This window comes from Acinetobacter sp. A1, from assembly GCF_012371315.1.
Classification (GTDB): Bacteria; Pseudomonadota; Gammaproteobacteria; order Pseudomonadales; family Moraxellaceae; genus Acinetobacter.
The window spans coordinates 55,759-71,234 of the sequence record NZ_JAAZQY010000013.1 but is presented as its reverse complement, the minus strand read 5'-3'; the positions used below and the strand labels follow the sequence as shown (position 1 = coordinate 71,234).

The window sequence follows — 15,476 nt, the reverse complement described above, 5'->3', positions numbered from 1 at the left end:
TCTAAACTTCCAAATCTGGCTCATCAATTTTCTGACTTAAATTTCGCTCAAATAAACTTCGAGTAATTTAAACCAATCAATCAATGATAATATTTCGATTAATCAATCAGTAAAAATCCACACAAGTTGTTCTTCATAATCTCTTAATGATCTTCTCGATGCTTCGTCAGCATCAAGCTAGGTCGGCTATACTACTCTCTATTTCCAGAAAGTCAACATGCAATGTTGATTTTATTTTCAAACCCATCTACTCAAAACAAACTCAATTAATCTTAAATCAATCAACCAAGCTATTGTTTTTCAACAAGTTTTTATCAACATCACCGCCGATGGATGTGCATTATAGATGAATTCCCATCGCTTGCAAGCCCTGTTTTTTGTTTTTAGCAAAAATATTGTTTGAGTGGTTGTTTATTCATCAAAATTATGTAATTTTCCAGAAAAATCTTGATTATTTCTTTTTTTGATCATAAAAGGTTCGGGATTCAATACTGCCGCGGGTACATTTTCCGCCTGATCTTGCTCCTGCCACTTCAGCGCACGGCAATCTATATATTCACAATAACCTGCTTCACCCTGTTGCAAGTTTCCATTGATAGAAAGTTGGTATTGAAAACTCCCCACATAACCTGCAGCCGCGCCAAATTTAAAATCCCCTCGACTTTGCGCCTTGACATAAATACTGTTGCCATTTACATCCTGACAAGTCCATTCAAATTCACGCGGTAAATACATTGTCTGTCCGATTGGTGTTGTCACTTGTGGATAGACACGCTGAATATGTAGCTGAACCTGTTCATCAAACAGAGTACTTTGCCTAGTGCTTGCATCACGCAAATAAATTCGAGATTGCAGAATGCGATTGAATACATCACGACTTTGTAACAACAGCATTTGTTGCTGATTCTCTAAATTAATTACCTGATAGCAAAAGAATGCGACCGCTAAATAAGGAAACTGAATTGATCTGGCGTATTCAAAACTGCCTAATTGTTGAATCTCAAAATGCTGATCTTTATAACGTATATCACCTTCACATTGGCACAATAATGACCAATGTTCGGCTAGATTCATCCGCAGTTTAGTGAAATAAGAAATTGTGGTACTTGTGGTGATCTGCAAATCAAAACTCAGTTCAGAATCATCACGTTGAATCCGAAATTGCGGAAACCTGCCCGTTATGCGTTCTTTATGAGCAAACTGGAAATTGTGTCGACTGAATTTGCAATCGTGTTGCATGGAATAATGATTGGTTTGTCCCACCATGTGTGGACTGGTGCTGCAATGAATACTGGCAGTATCTAAAGCTGAACCGTTCAGCATCTGTTCAGTACGCAACATATTACTATTCAGATGGCCCAATAAACCGAGAAAATTCACATAATGCAATGGTGCAGGTAAAGCAGGAAGAATTAAGCCCTGATAGATAAATTTATAATGATGTTTTGGCGCATGATAAGGCAATTTACAAAGCGCATCAGGAGTTTGATTAAGTTGTTTGGAACGATCTAAAAAATCTTGAAACAGCTGCATATCAAACTCCTTGTGAGTTGATGTGTCAGTCTAATGCTGCACTAACTCACTGCATTTTTTCTTGCCATAAAGGTGGTCACAAAACCTGAAAGTGCATAAATGATTGAAATGACCAAAATACCTACTGGAATGTTATAAGTCATGGCGGCCAAAATAAAGACGGCTATAGGCAAAACAAAAAATGGAACACGTTTACGGTCAAAGGTTTTAAATGAATAATATTTGATGTTAGAAATCATCAATAAGCCTACTGCAATAATAATCACAGCATTCAAGATTTGTAGCCCAAACTCACGAATATCATACAGTTCAGGGAAATCACGCCCCACCCAAACCAAAGACACAATAATCAGTGCTGCTAAAGGACTCGCAACCCCAATAAAATAACGTTTATCGACCACACCAATTTGCACATTAAAACGCGCCAAACGGAAGGCAGCACAAGCGGTATAAACAAAACATGCCGCCAAGCCAATACGGCCTAAATCGTGCAAGCTCCAGCTATACATAAGAATGGCAGGCGCAACCCCAAAGGCCAACATATCAGACAAAGAGTCAAACTGCTCACCAAAAGGACTTTGCGCGCCAATAGCACGTGCCACACGCCCATCTAGACCATCAAATAATGCCGCTAGAAAAATAGCGTAAATGGCTTGGCTAAACTCACCGTTCATACTAGCAATAATCGAGTAAAAACCCGACAACAATGCTGCTGTGGTAATCAGGTTTGGCCACAGGTAGATACCACGACGTTTCACCTTTTGCCCTTCGCGGGTATGCTCTTCTTCCACCACCTCAAATGTAATTCCGTCATGTTCAAGATCACGGGAACTATATTCACCTTCGGGCTTGGATGTGTTTGTCATTATTTTGTGTCCTAACTGTAACCTGAACGTCTATTTAACTTTTTATTCGCCAACCAACCAGCGCACTGCAGCATGCCCACCATGTTCTTGCATGCGTAAATGAGGGAATAGCCATTGCAAGGCTTCATCTGCATCTTCAGAGAATTTCCAAGGTGGATTAATCACCAACAAACCACAGCCATTTAAACCAACTGGCGTGTCATCTGGCCATACACAAATTTCACAAATTAACTGGCGGCGAATACCTGTTTTAAACATTTTCTTTTCAAAACGTTCAATCATGGCGCGGTCTTTAATTGGATACCATACTGCGAATACACCTGTCGGCCATTTTTTATGCGCAGCTGCCAACAATTCCACCAATTGCGGAAAGTCTTTACGTTCCAATTCATAGGGTGGGTCAATCATCACCAAACCGCGTTTTTCTTTAGGTGGAATCACACCCAATAAACCTTCGTAAGCATCACGTTCATGCAAGCCTGCACGTTTGTCACGAATGTTATGACGTAATTGCTGAAATACGTCGCGCTGCATTTCAAAAATAGTGGCTTTGTCGATGTCACGCATACCCTGTAAGGCAAACCACGGAGAACCTGGATAAGCCCCCTGACCATCGACCGTACGCATTTCTTCAACCAGTTTTAAATATTGCTGTACACCTTCTGGTGCCTGACGCTTGATTGAATCATCTAGTTTTACCAAACGGTGAATACCATTTAAAAATTCACCCGATTTCTGTGCAGGTGCTAAAGACAAGTCATATTTACCCGCACCGCCATGTGTGTCGACATAACGATAAGGTTTATCTTTGGCATTTAAACGCGTCAGAATTTGCAGCAATAAGACGTGCTTCATGACATCGGCAAAGTTGCCTGCATGGAAATGGTGACGATAATTCATGTTTGGTTCATTCCTAAAATCAACCGCTATTTTAGCATGAAAAAAAGTTTCATTCAGGAGCTTGTATTCCTCTAAAATAACCAACTCTCAATTTCATCTTTTTCTGAGTATTTTATATGGACGCTACACTTCTCCCAAAGTCCTGGAATGTTGATCGAATTCTTGAAGATTTGGATCAACATGGTTTTGCAATAATTGATGATGCTTATTCACCCGAATATCAGCAACAATTGCTGCTAGAGTGTAGTCAAAATTTAGATCAGTTTCGTGAAGCCGCCATTCAAAATGGCGTGGTCAGCAATATTCGCAGTGATCATATTTTATGGATTCATGAAAACTTAAGCACAGCCCATCAACATACCCAAACGCTTTTAGCCTTAGCAGAACAATTCAATCAGGCATTTTATTTGGGTATTCGTGAAGTCGAAGCACATTTTGCCAGTTATCAAACTGGGTCTTTTTACGCCTTGCACCGTGACAACCCTCAACAGAAAAATGATCGGGTGATTTCTGCCGTTTATTATTTGCACAGTGAATGGCAGCCTGACTGGGGTGGTCAGCTCCGCCTACAAGATAAACACGACCAATGGCATATTATTGAACCATCACCGAACCGTTTAGCCATTTTTCAAAGTGATTTATTGCATGAGGTTTTGCTCGCCAAGCAACAACGCCTATCTATCACAGCGTGGTTACGCAGTGGCAATACGCTTTGGTAAATTTGCTAAAAATGCTTGCAGTTTTTCCAGTGCTTTGGCTTTAAAAGCTCAAATCTGCCCCGATGTATAGCCCATATTGCAACAAGGAATTCACCAATGCGCCATTCGACTCAACAACTTATTCAACGTATTGGTGAAACCGACCAACTTTTCTTACAAGGGAACACCCCAGAACTAGCTTTGGAACGTGCCGATTTACGCTTACAACTGGTCAGTTTAAGTGAGTTGCGCCAAGAGCAGATTTACTTTTTACAAGAAGCGATTGTTCTGTTGGAGCAAGGTCGCGTTGAATTTGAAGAAATGCCCTTGCCGCTTTATATCAATCTATCTTTGCATTTAGCCAAAGCATATATGATGTATTTTGAACTCACGCGTGATGCTAAATATGCACTGATTACCCAACAAATTTTAAAAGCCATGACCCATTATGCACATGGCGATATTTTCTTTTTCTTGGCCTATGCCAGCGCCAGTAAAAATGAAACTGCACTGTGCCGCCATTGGTTAGGCAAATATAGTAAAACTGCTGAGTTTGATTTGGAGTTATTACAGATTCACCCTGCATTTAATGCTTACCAAACTGAAGTGTGGTTTAAACAGATGCTTAAAAGCAGAATGCATTAAAACGCCTCGTATTGAGGCGTTAGCATAAATATGAAATGGTTTTTATACTGCTTGCAAACGGTAAGCATCTAAGTGTAGCTGTTGATTGAGTTCATCAATCCAAATGGCCCAGTCATCATCCTGTACCAAATGACTGATTAAAAATTCACGTTGCGATTTATTCCAAAATGGCGCTTCATGTAAATTAATCTGCGCAGGTAATTGATGTGTACGTACATACAGTTCAATGGCTGCAGGGCTACTGGCTAAACCGAGCTGGCTGAATAACATGGCTAATGATGGAGTATTTTGCATGAGCACCTTGCCCCCTTTATTAGTTTATTTGTAATTCCTTATTGAACCAACTTATAACAATTTGCATAAAAAACCCAGTCCTTTGACTGGGTTTGTTGTATCTTTTTGTGATTAATTTTTTGAGCTGCTCTCACTCAAGTTTTTATAACAACACTTCACGCCATTTACGTACTTGGATGCTGATCACTATGCAATTGCTCATTCAGCGTTTCAATCACAATGGCCCAGTCATCATCTTTTTTCCAATGGCTTTGTAGAAATTGACGCTGACCCTCTGTCCAAAATTCAGCACAGTGTAATTTGGTTTCTGCGGGCAATTGATGTTCACGAATAAATTGATCAATTGCAGCATCATCTGCATCTAGACCCAATTGTTGAAATAACAGTTCTAAAGTTGGTTGCTGATCAAACATGACATCCTCCTTTAACTCTTTCAGTGATTAAGATGACTGTAACTCGCTTTATTCAAGCATTCAGCAGCAGCCGAGTTGCAGCATGTTATTTTTTGTACAACACCACCGTTTCTGTGCAAGTTTCAAAGCATGCAATACAAGTAAGAATGAATCAGAAATTGTTGATAAGAATCATGTCGGATGTTTAGCTTAAAGCTGTAAAGAGACTACAAAATAAAAAAGCCAGTCAAAATTTACGCTGACTGGCTGAATAGGTTTAGTTTTAAATTTAGCAACCTGTTAATTTTTCAGGTTGTGGCTTTTCACTTGGAAAGAAAATTGGGCGCAGTTTTACACCAATCGCATTCCCCATAAAAGCAAATACCAACCACAACCAACCATGCACACTTCCTGAAGCTATACCGCTGAAGTAAGCACCGATATTACAACCGTATGCTAAACGTGCGCCATAGCCAAGTAATAAGCCACCAACAACTGCTGCAACCAGTGAGCGACGTGGAATATTAAAGTTAGGCGCAAACTTGCCTGCCAAACTCGCTGCAAGCAAAGCACCGAGCATGATGCCAAAATTCATCATCGAGGTAATGTCATGCCAAAGTGAATTGGCCAGAGCTTTAGCATTACCAGGTTGTTGCCAGTAATCCCAAGCACTCACATCCATTCCTGCAAAGGTCGCCACTTTTGCTGCCCAAACTGCAAGCGCAGAGGTTACACCCCACGGACGACCTGCCAAGGCCAAGGTAGCAAAGTTAAGCAGGGTTAAAATAATGCCGCCCCAAATCAACGGCCAAGGGCCTTTCAAGAAACGCTTCCAGCCGTGCTGCTGACTTTGTGGCTCTGCCTCTAAACTGCCATGGCGTTTCTTTTCAACCCATACTGTCACGGCTGCAATTAACGCAAAAATAATGAAACTCAACAGCAGCGCAGGAATCACCCCAAAGCTTTCCACAATAGATATGGGTGCTAAATGTGGCAGGTTAAACCACCAATCCAAATGTGATGTTGCAATCAACGAACCTAAGCAAAAGAAGAATAAGGTCACCAACATGCGGGCACTACCACCGCCAACGGTGTACAAAGTACCTGAAGCACAACCGCCACCCAATTGCATACCAATACCAAAAATAAAGGCACCAATCATGACTGACATGGAAACAGGATTTACATTACCTTTGACAGGATTTCCAAATAATTCACCTGCGCCTAAGGCAGGAAAAAATAGCAATACCGCCAAACCCAACATAATCATTTGGGCACGTAACCCACGCCCGCGCCCTTCTTTAATAAATACGCGCCAGCTAGAAGTAAAGCCAAAAGAAGCATGATACAAGGTCATCCCCAAAGCACCGCCAATCAAAAAATAACAGCGCTTGATTCAGACCAACAATTTGATAGGCACCCAAGGTACCCACAATTAATAAGATAAAAGCCACCCAAACCGAAACATTCGATCTTTGGGAAGCAGCAACAATAACAGACATGGAAGAGAGAATTTGAAAAAGGAAACCCGCGTATTCTACGCAATTTCCCCTACGCTGTAGGGCTGACTGCTTATTTTATCGCAGATAATTCATTCTTATATTTAATAAAAAATATAAGGTAATTTGATTTATAAGTCTTATTTTTATAAGAAATATGAACATAGAAAATAAAAGGCCAGTCAATAAAATTGACTGGCCTAACTCGTAACCGAGTTTTTAATTTAATCTAGAAGATTAAATTATTTAAGCATGTCAGCAATTGCTGCGCGCTCTTCTTCAAGTTCATTTAACGTGAAGTTAATACGCTCACGGCTGAACTCATCGATTTCAAGACCTTGAACGATTTTGTACTCGCCATTTTCGCAAGTTACAGGGAAACCGAACATTACGCCTTCAGGAATACCGTAAGAACCGTCAGAAGGGATACCCATAGTTACCCATTCGCCGTTTGTGCCAAGCGCCCAGTCACGCATGTGGTCAATTGCAGCGTTTGCAGCAGAAGCAGCAGAAGATAAACCACGCGCTTCAATGATCGCAGCACCACGCTTACCAACTGTTGGAAGGAATACGTCTTTGTTCCATTCTGCATCGTTGATTTTGTCTTTTAAGCTTTCGCCGTTTACATTTGCAAAACGGTAGTCAGCATACATTGTTGGAGAGTGGTTACCCCAAACTGTCATGTTTTTGATGTCAGAAACTGCAACACCCGCTTTTTGAGCAAGTTGAGTTAACGCACGGTTGTGGTCAAGACGTAACATTGCTGTGAAGTTTTTCGCAGGAAGGTCTGCAGCAGATTTCATTGCGATGTAAGCATTCGTGTTCGCAGGGTTACCTACAACAAGAACTTTAACGTCACGGCTAGCAACTTCGTTCAATGCTTGACCTTGACCAATGAAGATTTCGCCGTTCACTTTTAACAAGTCAGCACGTTCCATACCAGGACCACGTGGACGTGAACCAACTAATAAAGCGTAGTCAGCATCTTTAAATGCAACTTTAGGATCATCAGTACCGATCATGCCTGCCAATAATGGGAAAGCACAGTCGTCAAGTTCCATCATTACGCCTTTAAGCGCTTGTTGAGCTTTCTCAACAGGAATTTCTAACAATTGAAGAATAACTGGTTGGTCTTTACCCAACATTTCACCGCTAGCGATACGGAATAATAAGCTGTAACCAATTTGACCTGCAGCGCCAGTCACGGCAACACGAACGGGTTGCTTCATGTAATTATCTCCAGTTGAGGATAGTCAATGCGATTAAATAGTCAGTCCATTTAATCTAATAATCATAAACGCGAAAGATTGTACTCCAATCATTCAGCGGATGCATGCAAAAGCGCATCAAATTCCACAAAAGTCTGATAGAAAATATAAATAAAATATTTCCAAAAGACTCAAAACCACAAATTTAATGCGCTCAAAAACCTAGTAAGAACCTTTAATCACAAACTGACTTGGGCAATTTGACCCAATGTTGGCAGCACACTGCTTATAGCGCCCTGCACTGTTGTAGCAAATTTTGATTTCGGTTAAATAACTGCTGCCCTGATGATTCGAGCATTGAAAATGAATGCTTTTGGATGACATACCCGAGTTGGATTTTAAGAAAAGGCTACGCAACTGACCCAACTGTACGGTTTGGGTGTCTTGGCCCGTCAATACCGCAGGTACGTTAATCCGATCTGCATTGTTAATAATCATGCGGAAATACTGACTGGCATTCATAGGTACACACCCACCTATACCCTGCCAAAGCTGTACTCGCGCAGCATCATCGGGCATGACTCGCGCCACTACCTTCGCTTGTAGCGGCGGCAACTTTGCCGATGAATGGGTACTACATTCACGTGTCGATACTTCAGGATATAAACCCTCAATATTCAGCGAGTAACCTTCTAAACATTTACGCTTTTTGCTTTTGGTTGAATCAATTAAACATACGGCTGGAGTCATTTGAACCGACATCACATAGCCTTGCACAGGAGCTGAAAATGCATTTTGTGTACACATGACCAAAGCAGCACCACCCAAACTGAGCAATGCAAAATGAATTGGCTGCAAAATGGTACCCATCCTCATTTTCAATGATTCTGCCCCCTAAACAGTGATTCGATGACAAATAGCATGCTTGAGTATTCCATGAGCTATGGTGTATTGCGTGATGGAATACTTTGCATACGACTACTCATAGATTGACCGCCTTGACCTAACATCAATCCATAATGTGTAGCATTGGTCATGACATGTTTCACATAGTCACGTGTTTCCAGCAAAGGAATACTTTCAGTATATTGGTCTGCTGCAATTTGCTGAAACTCTGGCTGCCAACGGCGTGCACGGTTTGGCCCTGCGTTGTACCCTGCTGTGGCCAGCACAGGACTATTGCTTAATTGTCGCTGAATGGTCGACAAATAAAATGTACCGTAGCGAATGTTGGTATTCATATCACTGAGTGCAGCAGGATTATAAGTTTCACCCATTTGTCGTGCAACCAAACGTGCCGTGTCTGGCATAATTTGCATGAGTCCACCCGCACCGACATGCGAACGTGCCGTAGTATTGAAACGGCTTTCTTGACGCATCAAACCATAAGCCCAAGCAGGGTCAATACCTGCATTTTGACTATGACTCACCACATAATTACGGTGTGGCATTGCATAACGGTAACTGTAGTTGTGCTTATTCACAGTACGGTCTGCTGCATAAATTGCACGGTCGTACCACCCCATATCGGTCGCACGTTTGGCGGCTGCCAAAATCAAACCATCATCCTGTCTTAAATAGGCCTGACGTACCGCCCAATTCCATTCTCGATTCACATAATTGGCGGGCGCATTAATTTCACGTAAGGCAAAAGCACGGTTAAAGTGAATATCCTGATTTAAACGCTGCAAATCATTAGTTGTCGGCTGGCTATTTACTGGAATGGCATTGTAACGCTGCCCAAGACGATCTTTTGCTAATAAGTTGTGATAATCATCGCCCTGTGCCAACTGTTTATAAATATTTTGCGCACTGCGTTTTGATGCTGCATCACCACGTTGTTCTGAGGCACGGGCCAACCAGTATTGCCAACGGTCTTCTTGTTTCTGAGTCACACTCATGCTGTCTACTGCACGAATCACACTTTCCCATGCACCAAAGCGGATGGCCTGTCTGGCATAAATTTCTGCCTCTTCGGGGCTAAATGGCAAGCCATAACTGGCATCTAAGGCATTTAACACTTCACGGTTGAAATTATTTTTCATCACCGTGGTGCCGCCAATATAGCCTACTGCACGGTGCAACGCTTTTTGTACGGCATCGGGTGTACCCTCTGCGCTCCGTTTTAGCGAAGACAAGGCCGAATCCAGATCACTGTCGGCTAAACGACCTATGGCATAAATTAAATAAGCGTGATCTTCATTGCTGGCTTTTGGGGCCGACCATAAATAATTCAGTGGATTAGCCTGAATACTGTTCAGTTGTGCCAAACTCAGATTCATACCCAAACTTTGCGCAGTCGCCAAAGCTTGCCCTGACTGCCCTGCACGCAATTGCCCCCACAAACGCTGCTGCTTGTCTTGCTGAGTCATGATTGGACTAGAGAGCATCATGCGGCCCAAACCTGTACAAGATTCAGGTTGTGAATTAGTGGTCAGCCAAACATCTTTATATTCAGCCAGCACTAAAGGATCGCCCGAACGGGTGCGCACCTGCGCCATAGCACAACTTTCCGCCTGATCGGCATTACTCACATAGGCAAGCACAGGTTGTGCACTGCCAAAATCTGCTTGTTTAACTTTTTCTTCGACATAATCGGCAGCCAATTTTTCCGCCATAGCTGATTGAGGATGTCGCTGTGCAAACTGGATAATAGCGGTGGCAGGCTGCATGCCAAGGTTAGTATTTAATGACCAATATTCAGGATAATAGCCCAATACATCATTTTGCATGGCGTATTGATACTGCTGCAATAAATCGACATCACCTGAATTGGCGGCACGTAACGCATCATTGAACTGTTCATTTGCCGCATGCGTACTTGCCATGACTGCAAATGAAACAAGGCTCAAAGCAAGCTTTTTAGCTAAATTATTATTTTGTTTCATCATTTGCAGCATTCGCTTGCTTTCGGTCATTTACTTCCGCCTCGAGGTCCGCATCTCATCTTTAGGTTTAGTTTAATTAGTCTAGAACCGCAGTTGTGTTCTGTTATGTAACCTTCTGATTAGACACTATTAATCTTACAACTCATGTTCAAACAAATTTCTTCATATTTCAATCAGCTGTTGTGCTGATTTAAGGCTGTCAGTTTAGCGTGAATTCCTGCTAAAATATGCGCCTTTCTTTTGTCTAATGACGTTTATTTTTATAAACGATTTAGTGAACTATCTCTTAGGAGCCTACATGACGGTTCAAACCTTCATCCCCAATGGTGCCCAAGCTGCCTCAGAAAACACTGTTACCCAGCCACAGCACACCCCAGCCGACGGTTCAGTCAAAAAACTGTATATCGAAACGCAAGGGTGTCAGATGAATGAGTATGACAGTCACCGTATGGCAGACCTTTTAGGCGATTCTCACGGCTATGTACTGACCAGCAACCCTGCTGATGCCGATATTCTGCTCATGAATACCTGTTCGATTCGTGAAAAAGCGCAGGAAAAGGTGTTTTCTGAATTAGGTCGCTGGCGTAAGCTGAAAGAAAAAAATCCTGATTTGGTGATTGGTGTAGGCGGTTGCGTCGCTTCTCAGGAAGGCGACAACATTCAAAAGCGTGCCCCGTATGTGGATATGATTTTTGGTCCACAAACCTTACACCGTTTACCGCAAATGCTTGATCAACACCACGATCAGGTCGAAAAACCAAAGAAAGAAAAAATCAAACTGGTGGATATTTCTTTCCCAGACATCGAAAAGTTCGACTTCCTACCTGAGCCGCGAGTTGAAGGCTTTAAGGCCTTTGTATCGATTATGGAAGGCTGTTCAAAATACTGCTCATTCTGTGTCGTGCCATATACCCGTGGTGAAGAAGTTTCACGTCCTTTAGATGACGTATTGGCTGAAATTGCGACTTTGGCAGAAAAAGGCGTGCGTGAAATTAGCTTGCTCGGTCAAAACGTAAATGGTTACCGTGGTGAAACTTTTGACGGCAAAATTTGTACTTTCGCAGATTTACTGCGCTTGGTTGCCGAAGTGCCTGGCATTGGTCGTATTCGTTACACCACGTCGCACCCACTTGAATTTAATGATGATTTAATTCAATGCTACCGTGATTTACCGCAAATGGTGTCGCATTTACACTTGCCTGTACAAAGTGGCTCGAATGATGTGCTACAAGCCATGAAGCGTAACCACGCCATTGATGTGTATATCGACAAGATTGCCAAATTACGTAAAGTGCGCCCAGATATGCATTTATCTAGCGATTTTATTATTGGCTTCCCTGGTGAAACCGATCAAAACTTTGAAGAAACTTATCAGTTTATTCAAGATATGGATTTTGACCACTCGTACAGTTTCATCTATTCAAAACGTCCAGGTACGCCTGCATCTGAACTTGAAGACACCACACCTGAAGATGTGAAAAAAGAACGTTTAGCCAAAGTTCAACAATGGATCAAACAATCGAGTATTGATAAGACCGATGCCATGCTGGGTACGGTGCAACGTGTCCTGATTGAAAATGTTTCTGACAAAGATCCAAACATTTTGGTCGGCACAGCAGACAATACACGTTTAGTAACATTTATTGGTGACCCTGCTTGGGTCGGACGCTTTGCGGAGATTGAGATTACCGAGATTAAAACTTTGAATTTAGTTTATGGTGAGCTCTTGAATCTTGAGCCTGACGTGGCGTAATGTAGGAGCTAAAGTCCAATAACAGATTAAGGAATTCTCTTGACTGCAGCGATTCGACGTACAGTAACTTTTCCTGGTATTTCAATGGAACGTTTAAAAAGCATGCTCGGTGCTTATAACGGACATTTGAAACAAATCGAACAACGCCTAGACGTCCAAATTTCCCATCGTGGTGACGCCTTTTTTATAGATGGGGAAATTGATGCAGTTGAGCGAGCCGAAACGCTCTTGCAACGCCTGCATGAAGAAGCGGAAAGCTCTGCACAAATCAGTGCAGACACGCTCCACATGATGATTCAAGGCAGTCAGACTGACCGCGAATTACAATCGGATGATGGGCAAGAGCATACTGGATTGGATGCTGTTTGGTTACAAACCCGCAAAGGCCGTATTAACCCACGCGGTGCCAACCAAAAGCGTTATGTTCAGCGTATTTTGCAAAGCGATATTTCTTTTGGTATTGGTCCTGCAGGTACAGGTAAAACCTATTTGGCCGTAGCTGCTGCCGTAGATATGCTGGAACGCAATGAAATTCAGCGAATTCTATTGGTGCGTCCTGCGGTTGAAGCAGGTGAAAAACTGGGTTTCCTACCTGGTGATTTAACCCAAAAAATTGACCCCTACTTGCGCCCACTTTATGACGCCCTATATGAAATGTTGGGTTTTGAGAAAGTGGCCAAACTCATTGAACGTCAAGTAATTGAAGTTGCGCCCCTAGCATATATGCGTGGTCGCACCCTAAATCACTCTTTTGTGATTTTGGATGAAGCGCAGAATACCACCCCTGAACAAATGAAAATGTTCCTGACTCGTTTGGGCTTTGGCTCTCGTGCGGTCATTACTGGTGACGTGACTCAGGTTGATTTACCACGTGGTCAGCAATCAGGTTTATCTCATGCGCTGCGTGTCTTGGAAAATGTGCATGAAATTCACATCACACGTTTCCACTCACGTGATGTAGTACGTCACCAGTTGGTGCAAAAAATTGTTGAAGCCTACGAAGGCTGGGACAGTGAGCAACAGCGTTTAAGTGCCGAAGCACGTGCTGAACGCAAAGCACGTCAGGAAGCTTTAATTGCGGAAAATGATGCCGCAGCAGATGCACAGCACTAGTGGCTGTGCGTTCTGCAACCTACTGAAGTATTAAGGATTCATTTTGAAACTAAGTCTAAGCCTGCAACAGGACATTCAAGCACCTGAGCTGGTATTAAAGCGCGCCTATCTTAAAAAAGTGGTGGAAACCACTTTAAGGCATATAGACACCCCAAGTGACTGTGAAATTGGGATTGCCTGTGTTGATCATGCAGAAAGTCTCAAGCTTAATCTGGAATATCGCAAAAAAGACAAATCGACCAATGTCTTGTCTTTCCCGAGTGATTTACCCGATGAAATGGCACAAGTGTTGCCAAGCTTTCCAATTGGTGATCTGGTGATTTGTATTCCTGTGGTTTTACAGGAAGCAGCCGAACAAGCTAAAACACCTTTGGCACATTTCACTCACATGCTGGTACACGGCACGCTGCATCTCATGGGCTACGACCATGAAACCTCAGATGAGGATGCCGAAGAAATGGAAGCTTTAGAAATTGAGATTCTTGCCAAGTTGGGTTTAGAAAATCCATACGTGGAAAGAGATTGAATTTGAAGTTCTAGAAAACTATAAAAATAGCGGGCTTAGGCTCGCTTTTTTGTTTACCCCTCCCTCTAACTCCCTCCCAACGGGAGGAAGAACACAGAGTAGAATCGTATGCGTGTATCACACAAAATTCCCTCTCCTTTCAGGAGAGGGTTAGGGGGAGGTGAATAATCATTAACGCACCTCAAACTCAGCTTCAGCAGGGTCAAAGCGCCACGTCCGCACAATCCGTAATTCAGAAATATCTTTCATTTTCGCATCGAATGCGCCAAAAGGTGCAGCCTTACGCACCGAAGCCTTCGCTGCTTCATCCAACATGGCATGACCTGAACTTTCAATTAAACGAATGGCACGAATCCCACCATTGCTGTTTAAAACTACCATTAAACGCACCTCACCCGCTAAATTCTGTGCTTTGGCCTGTTCGGGGTAATAGCGGTTGCCATAAAACTCGACTTTTTGACGGAATTTTTCCATATAGCCCGCAGTGTTATCTTGCTTGGCCTGAATTCCATCAATGGTTTTAATTTTTTGCTGACGGCTAAAGTTTTGTTGGCGTTTTAAATATTGCGCTTCAATACTGGCAACCATGGCCGCCTTGGCCTGAAACTGACTATTCAATTCCTGCATGGCTTTTTTACGCTGATTTTCTGCCGCCTGCTTTTGCCAACTAAGCGTGGTCATCAACACTTTTTCTTCAAAGTTTAATTCGCGCTGTTGCTGCATACGCTCTAAGCTTTCCAGCTGTTGTTCACCTGCACTTTGCTCAGTCATAGGTGCTGGCATGTCACTCGACATGCGATGTTCTTCTCGAAAAGTCCCCGAACCTTGCTGATCGGCCTGTGCTAAAAAGTCTGCATCTTCAACTTTTGTATCACTCATTCGTACCGATACCGCAATTTCTTTAACTGCGGCATCGCTTTGCTGTGGTGCAGCAAATTGTACAGCTAAAATCATCACGTGCAGCACAGCAGCCACGAGTAACGCAGCAGCAAAAATAGGGTCTTTCCACCACTCTTGTGAAGTAGGCATCAATTGAATTTTTTTTAGCATCACATTAATCCGACAAAATGTCCGATTCCCCAAGCCGCTAAATGCGGTATAAATCTAAGAGCAAGTTACTTTGAACAGATTTTACTTTTTTCAAAACTGCCAAGTTCATCA

General features: G+C 42.6%; 14 protein-coding genes and 1 pseudogene. 5 read left to right on the top strand and 10 right to left on the bottom strand.

Annotation, left to right across the window (positions count from 1 at the left end; translation table 11 throughout):
- Positions 1-411: 411 nt before the first annotated feature.
- The 3 genes from HHA41_RS06785 to rlmJ are packed head-to-tail and all read right to left on the bottom strand — an operon-like array spanning position 412 to position 3,299.
- The gene (locus HHA41_RS06785) at positions 412-1,533 is read right to left on the bottom strand and encodes a XapX domain-containing protein (RefSeq protein WP_168461098.1); all 1,122 of its coding nucleotides are present in this window, start codon (positions 1,531-1,533) and stop codon (positions 412-414) included.
- Between the two features lie 41 nt (positions 1,534-1,574).
- On the bottom strand, positions 1,575-2,399 hold the full coding sequence (gene pssA, locus HHA41_RS06780; protein WP_168418544.1) for a CDP-diacylglycerol--serine O-phosphatidyltransferase: 825 nt from the start codon (positions 2,397-2,399) through the stop codon (positions 1,575-1,577).
- A gap of 42 nt (positions 2,400-2,441) precedes the next feature.
- Complete coding sequence (gene rlmJ, locus HHA41_RS06775) at positions 2,442-3,299, bottom strand: 23S rRNA (adenine(2030)-N(6))-methyltransferase RlmJ (protein ID WP_168418543.1); 858 nt, start codon at positions 3,297-3,299, stop codon at positions 2,442-2,444.
- Positions 3,300-3,415: 116 nt separating this feature from the next.
- On the opposite strand from rlmJ, the gene HHA41_RS06770 reads away from it, so the two are divergent.
- Both HHA41_RS06770 and HHA41_RS06765 read left to right on the top strand, forming a co-directional pair.
- The gene (locus tag HHA41_RS06770) at positions 3,416-4,018 is read left to right on the top strand and encodes a 2OG-Fe(II) oxygenase (protein ID WP_168418542.1); all 603 of its coding nucleotides are present in this window, start codon (positions 3,416-3,418) and stop codon (positions 4,016-4,018) included.
- Positions 4,019-4,114: 96 nt separating this feature from the next.
- Positions 4,115-4,642 (top strand): hypothetical protein, encoded by a 528-nt coding sequence (locus tag HHA41_RS06765; RefSeq protein ID WP_168461097.1) that lies wholly within the window; start codon positions 4,115-4,117, stop codon positions 4,640-4,642.
- A gap of 42 nt (positions 4,643-4,684) precedes the next feature.
- Here HHA41_RS06765 and HHA41_RS06760 read toward each other — a convergent pair whose 3' ends face one another.
- The 6 genes and pseudogenes from HHA41_RS06760 to HHA41_RS06735 form a co-directional block, all read right to left on the bottom strand.
- On the bottom strand, positions 4,685-4,942 hold the full coding sequence (locus HHA41_RS06760) for a DUF2789 family protein (protein ID WP_026438536.1): 258 nt from the start codon (positions 4,940-4,942) through the stop codon (positions 4,685-4,687).
- Positions 4,943-5,100: 158 nt separating this feature from the next.
- Complete coding sequence (locus HHA41_RS06755) at positions 5,101-5,349, bottom strand: DUF2789 family protein (RefSeq protein ID WP_004976204.1); 249 nt, start codon at positions 5,347-5,349, stop codon at positions 5,101-5,103.
- A gap of 268 nt (positions 5,350-5,617) precedes the next feature.
- Positions 5,618-6,830 (bottom strand): annotated as a pseudogene (locus HHA41_RS06750) (YeeE/YedE family protein).
- 239 nt (positions 6,831-7,069) lie between these two features.
- Positions 7,070-8,056, bottom strand: coding sequence for a malate dehydrogenase (locus tag HHA41_RS06745; RefSeq protein ID WP_168461095.1), 987 nt, complete (start codon positions 8,054-8,056; stop codon positions 7,070-7,072).
- Positions 8,057-8,257: 201 nt separating this feature from the next.
- Positions 8,258-8,905, bottom strand: a complete 648-nt coding sequence (locus HHA41_RS06740) for a ribonuclease I (RefSeq protein WP_216075690.1) — start codon at positions 8,903-8,905, stop codon at positions 8,258-8,260.
- A gap of 71 nt (positions 8,906-8,976) precedes the next feature.
- Entirely contained in the window at positions 8,977-10,863 is a 1,887-nt protein-coding gene (locus HHA41_RS06735; RefSeq protein WP_171525269.1) for a lytic transglycosylase domain-containing protein, read from the bottom strand.
- A gap of 358 nt (positions 10,864-11,221) precedes the next feature.
- On the opposite strand from HHA41_RS06735, the gene miaB reads away from it, so the two are divergent.
- Genes miaB through ybeY form a run of 3 tightly spaced genes read left to right on the top strand, consistent with a single transcriptional unit; the run spans position 11,222 to position 14,315 of the window.
- Entirely contained in the window at positions 11,222-12,676 is a 1,455-nt protein-coding gene (gene miaB, locus HHA41_RS06730) for a tRNA (N6-isopentenyl adenosine(37)-C2)-methylthiotransferase MiaB (RefSeq protein WP_168461090.1), read from the top strand.
- A 39-nt stretch (positions 12,677-12,715) separates the two neighbouring features.
- Positions 12,716-13,789 (top strand): PhoH family protein, encoded by a 1,074-nt coding sequence (locus HHA41_RS06725; protein WP_070155261.1) that lies wholly within the window; start codon positions 12,716-12,718, stop codon positions 13,787-13,789.
- A 43-nt stretch (positions 13,790-13,832) separates the two neighbouring features.
- Complete coding sequence (gene ybeY, locus HHA41_RS06720; protein WP_168461089.1) at positions 13,833-14,315, top strand: rRNA maturation RNase YbeY; 483 nt, start codon at positions 13,833-13,835, stop codon at positions 14,313-14,315.
- A gap of 171 nt (positions 14,316-14,486) precedes the next feature.
- On the opposite strand, the gene HHA41_RS06715 is transcribed toward ybeY, so the two are convergent.
- A complete protein-coding gene (locus HHA41_RS06715; protein ID WP_171525268.1) occupies positions 14,487-15,344 on the bottom strand; it encodes a TonB family protein in 858 nt (285 codons plus the stop codon).
- Positions 15,345-15,476: the final 132 nt, after the last annotated feature.

Excerpts from the sequence above, each read along its gene's own strand:
- HHA41_RS06785 (WP_168461098.1), bottom strand. The coding sequence starts at position 1,533 with ATGCAGCTGTTTCAAGATTTTTTAGATCGTTCCAAACAACTTAATCAA.
- pssA (WP_168418544.1), bottom strand. The coding sequence starts at position 2,399 with ATGACAAACACATCCAAGCCCGAAGGTGAATATAGTTCCCGTGATCTT.
- rlmJ (WP_168418543.1), bottom strand. The coding sequence starts at position 3,299 with ATGAATTATCGTCACCATTTCCATGCAGGCAACTTTGCCGATGTCATG.
- HHA41_RS06770 (WP_168418542.1), top strand. The coding sequence starts at position 3,416 with ATGGACGCTACACTTCTCCCAAAGTCCTGGAATGTTGATCGAATTCTT.
- HHA41_RS06765 (WP_168461097.1), top strand. The coding sequence starts at position 4,115 with ATGCGCCATTCGACTCAACAACTTATTCAACGTATTGGTGAAACCGAC.
- HHA41_RS06755 (WP_004976204.1), bottom strand. The coding sequence starts at position 5,349 with ATGTTTGATCAGCAACCAACTTTAGAACTGTTATTTCAACAATTGGGT.
- HHA41_RS06745 (WP_168461095.1), bottom strand. The coding sequence starts at position 8,056 with ATGAAGCAACCCGTTCGTGTTGCCGTGACTGGCGCTGCAGGTCAAATT.
- HHA41_RS06740 (WP_216075690.1), bottom strand. The coding sequence starts at position 8,905 with ATGGGTACCATTTTGCAGCCAATTCATTTTGCATTGCTCAGTTTGGGT.
- HHA41_RS06735 (WP_171525269.1), bottom strand. The coding sequence starts at position 10,863 with ATGGCAAGTACGCATGCGGCAAATGAACAGTTCAATGATGCGTTACGT.
- miaB (WP_168461090.1), top strand. The coding sequence starts at position 11,222 with ATGACGGTTCAAACCTTCATCCCCAATGGTGCCCAAGCTGCCTCAGAA.
- HHA41_RS06715 (WP_171525268.1), bottom strand. The coding sequence starts at position 15,344 with ATGCCTACTTCACAAGAGTGGTGGAAAGACCCTATTTTTGCTGCTGCG.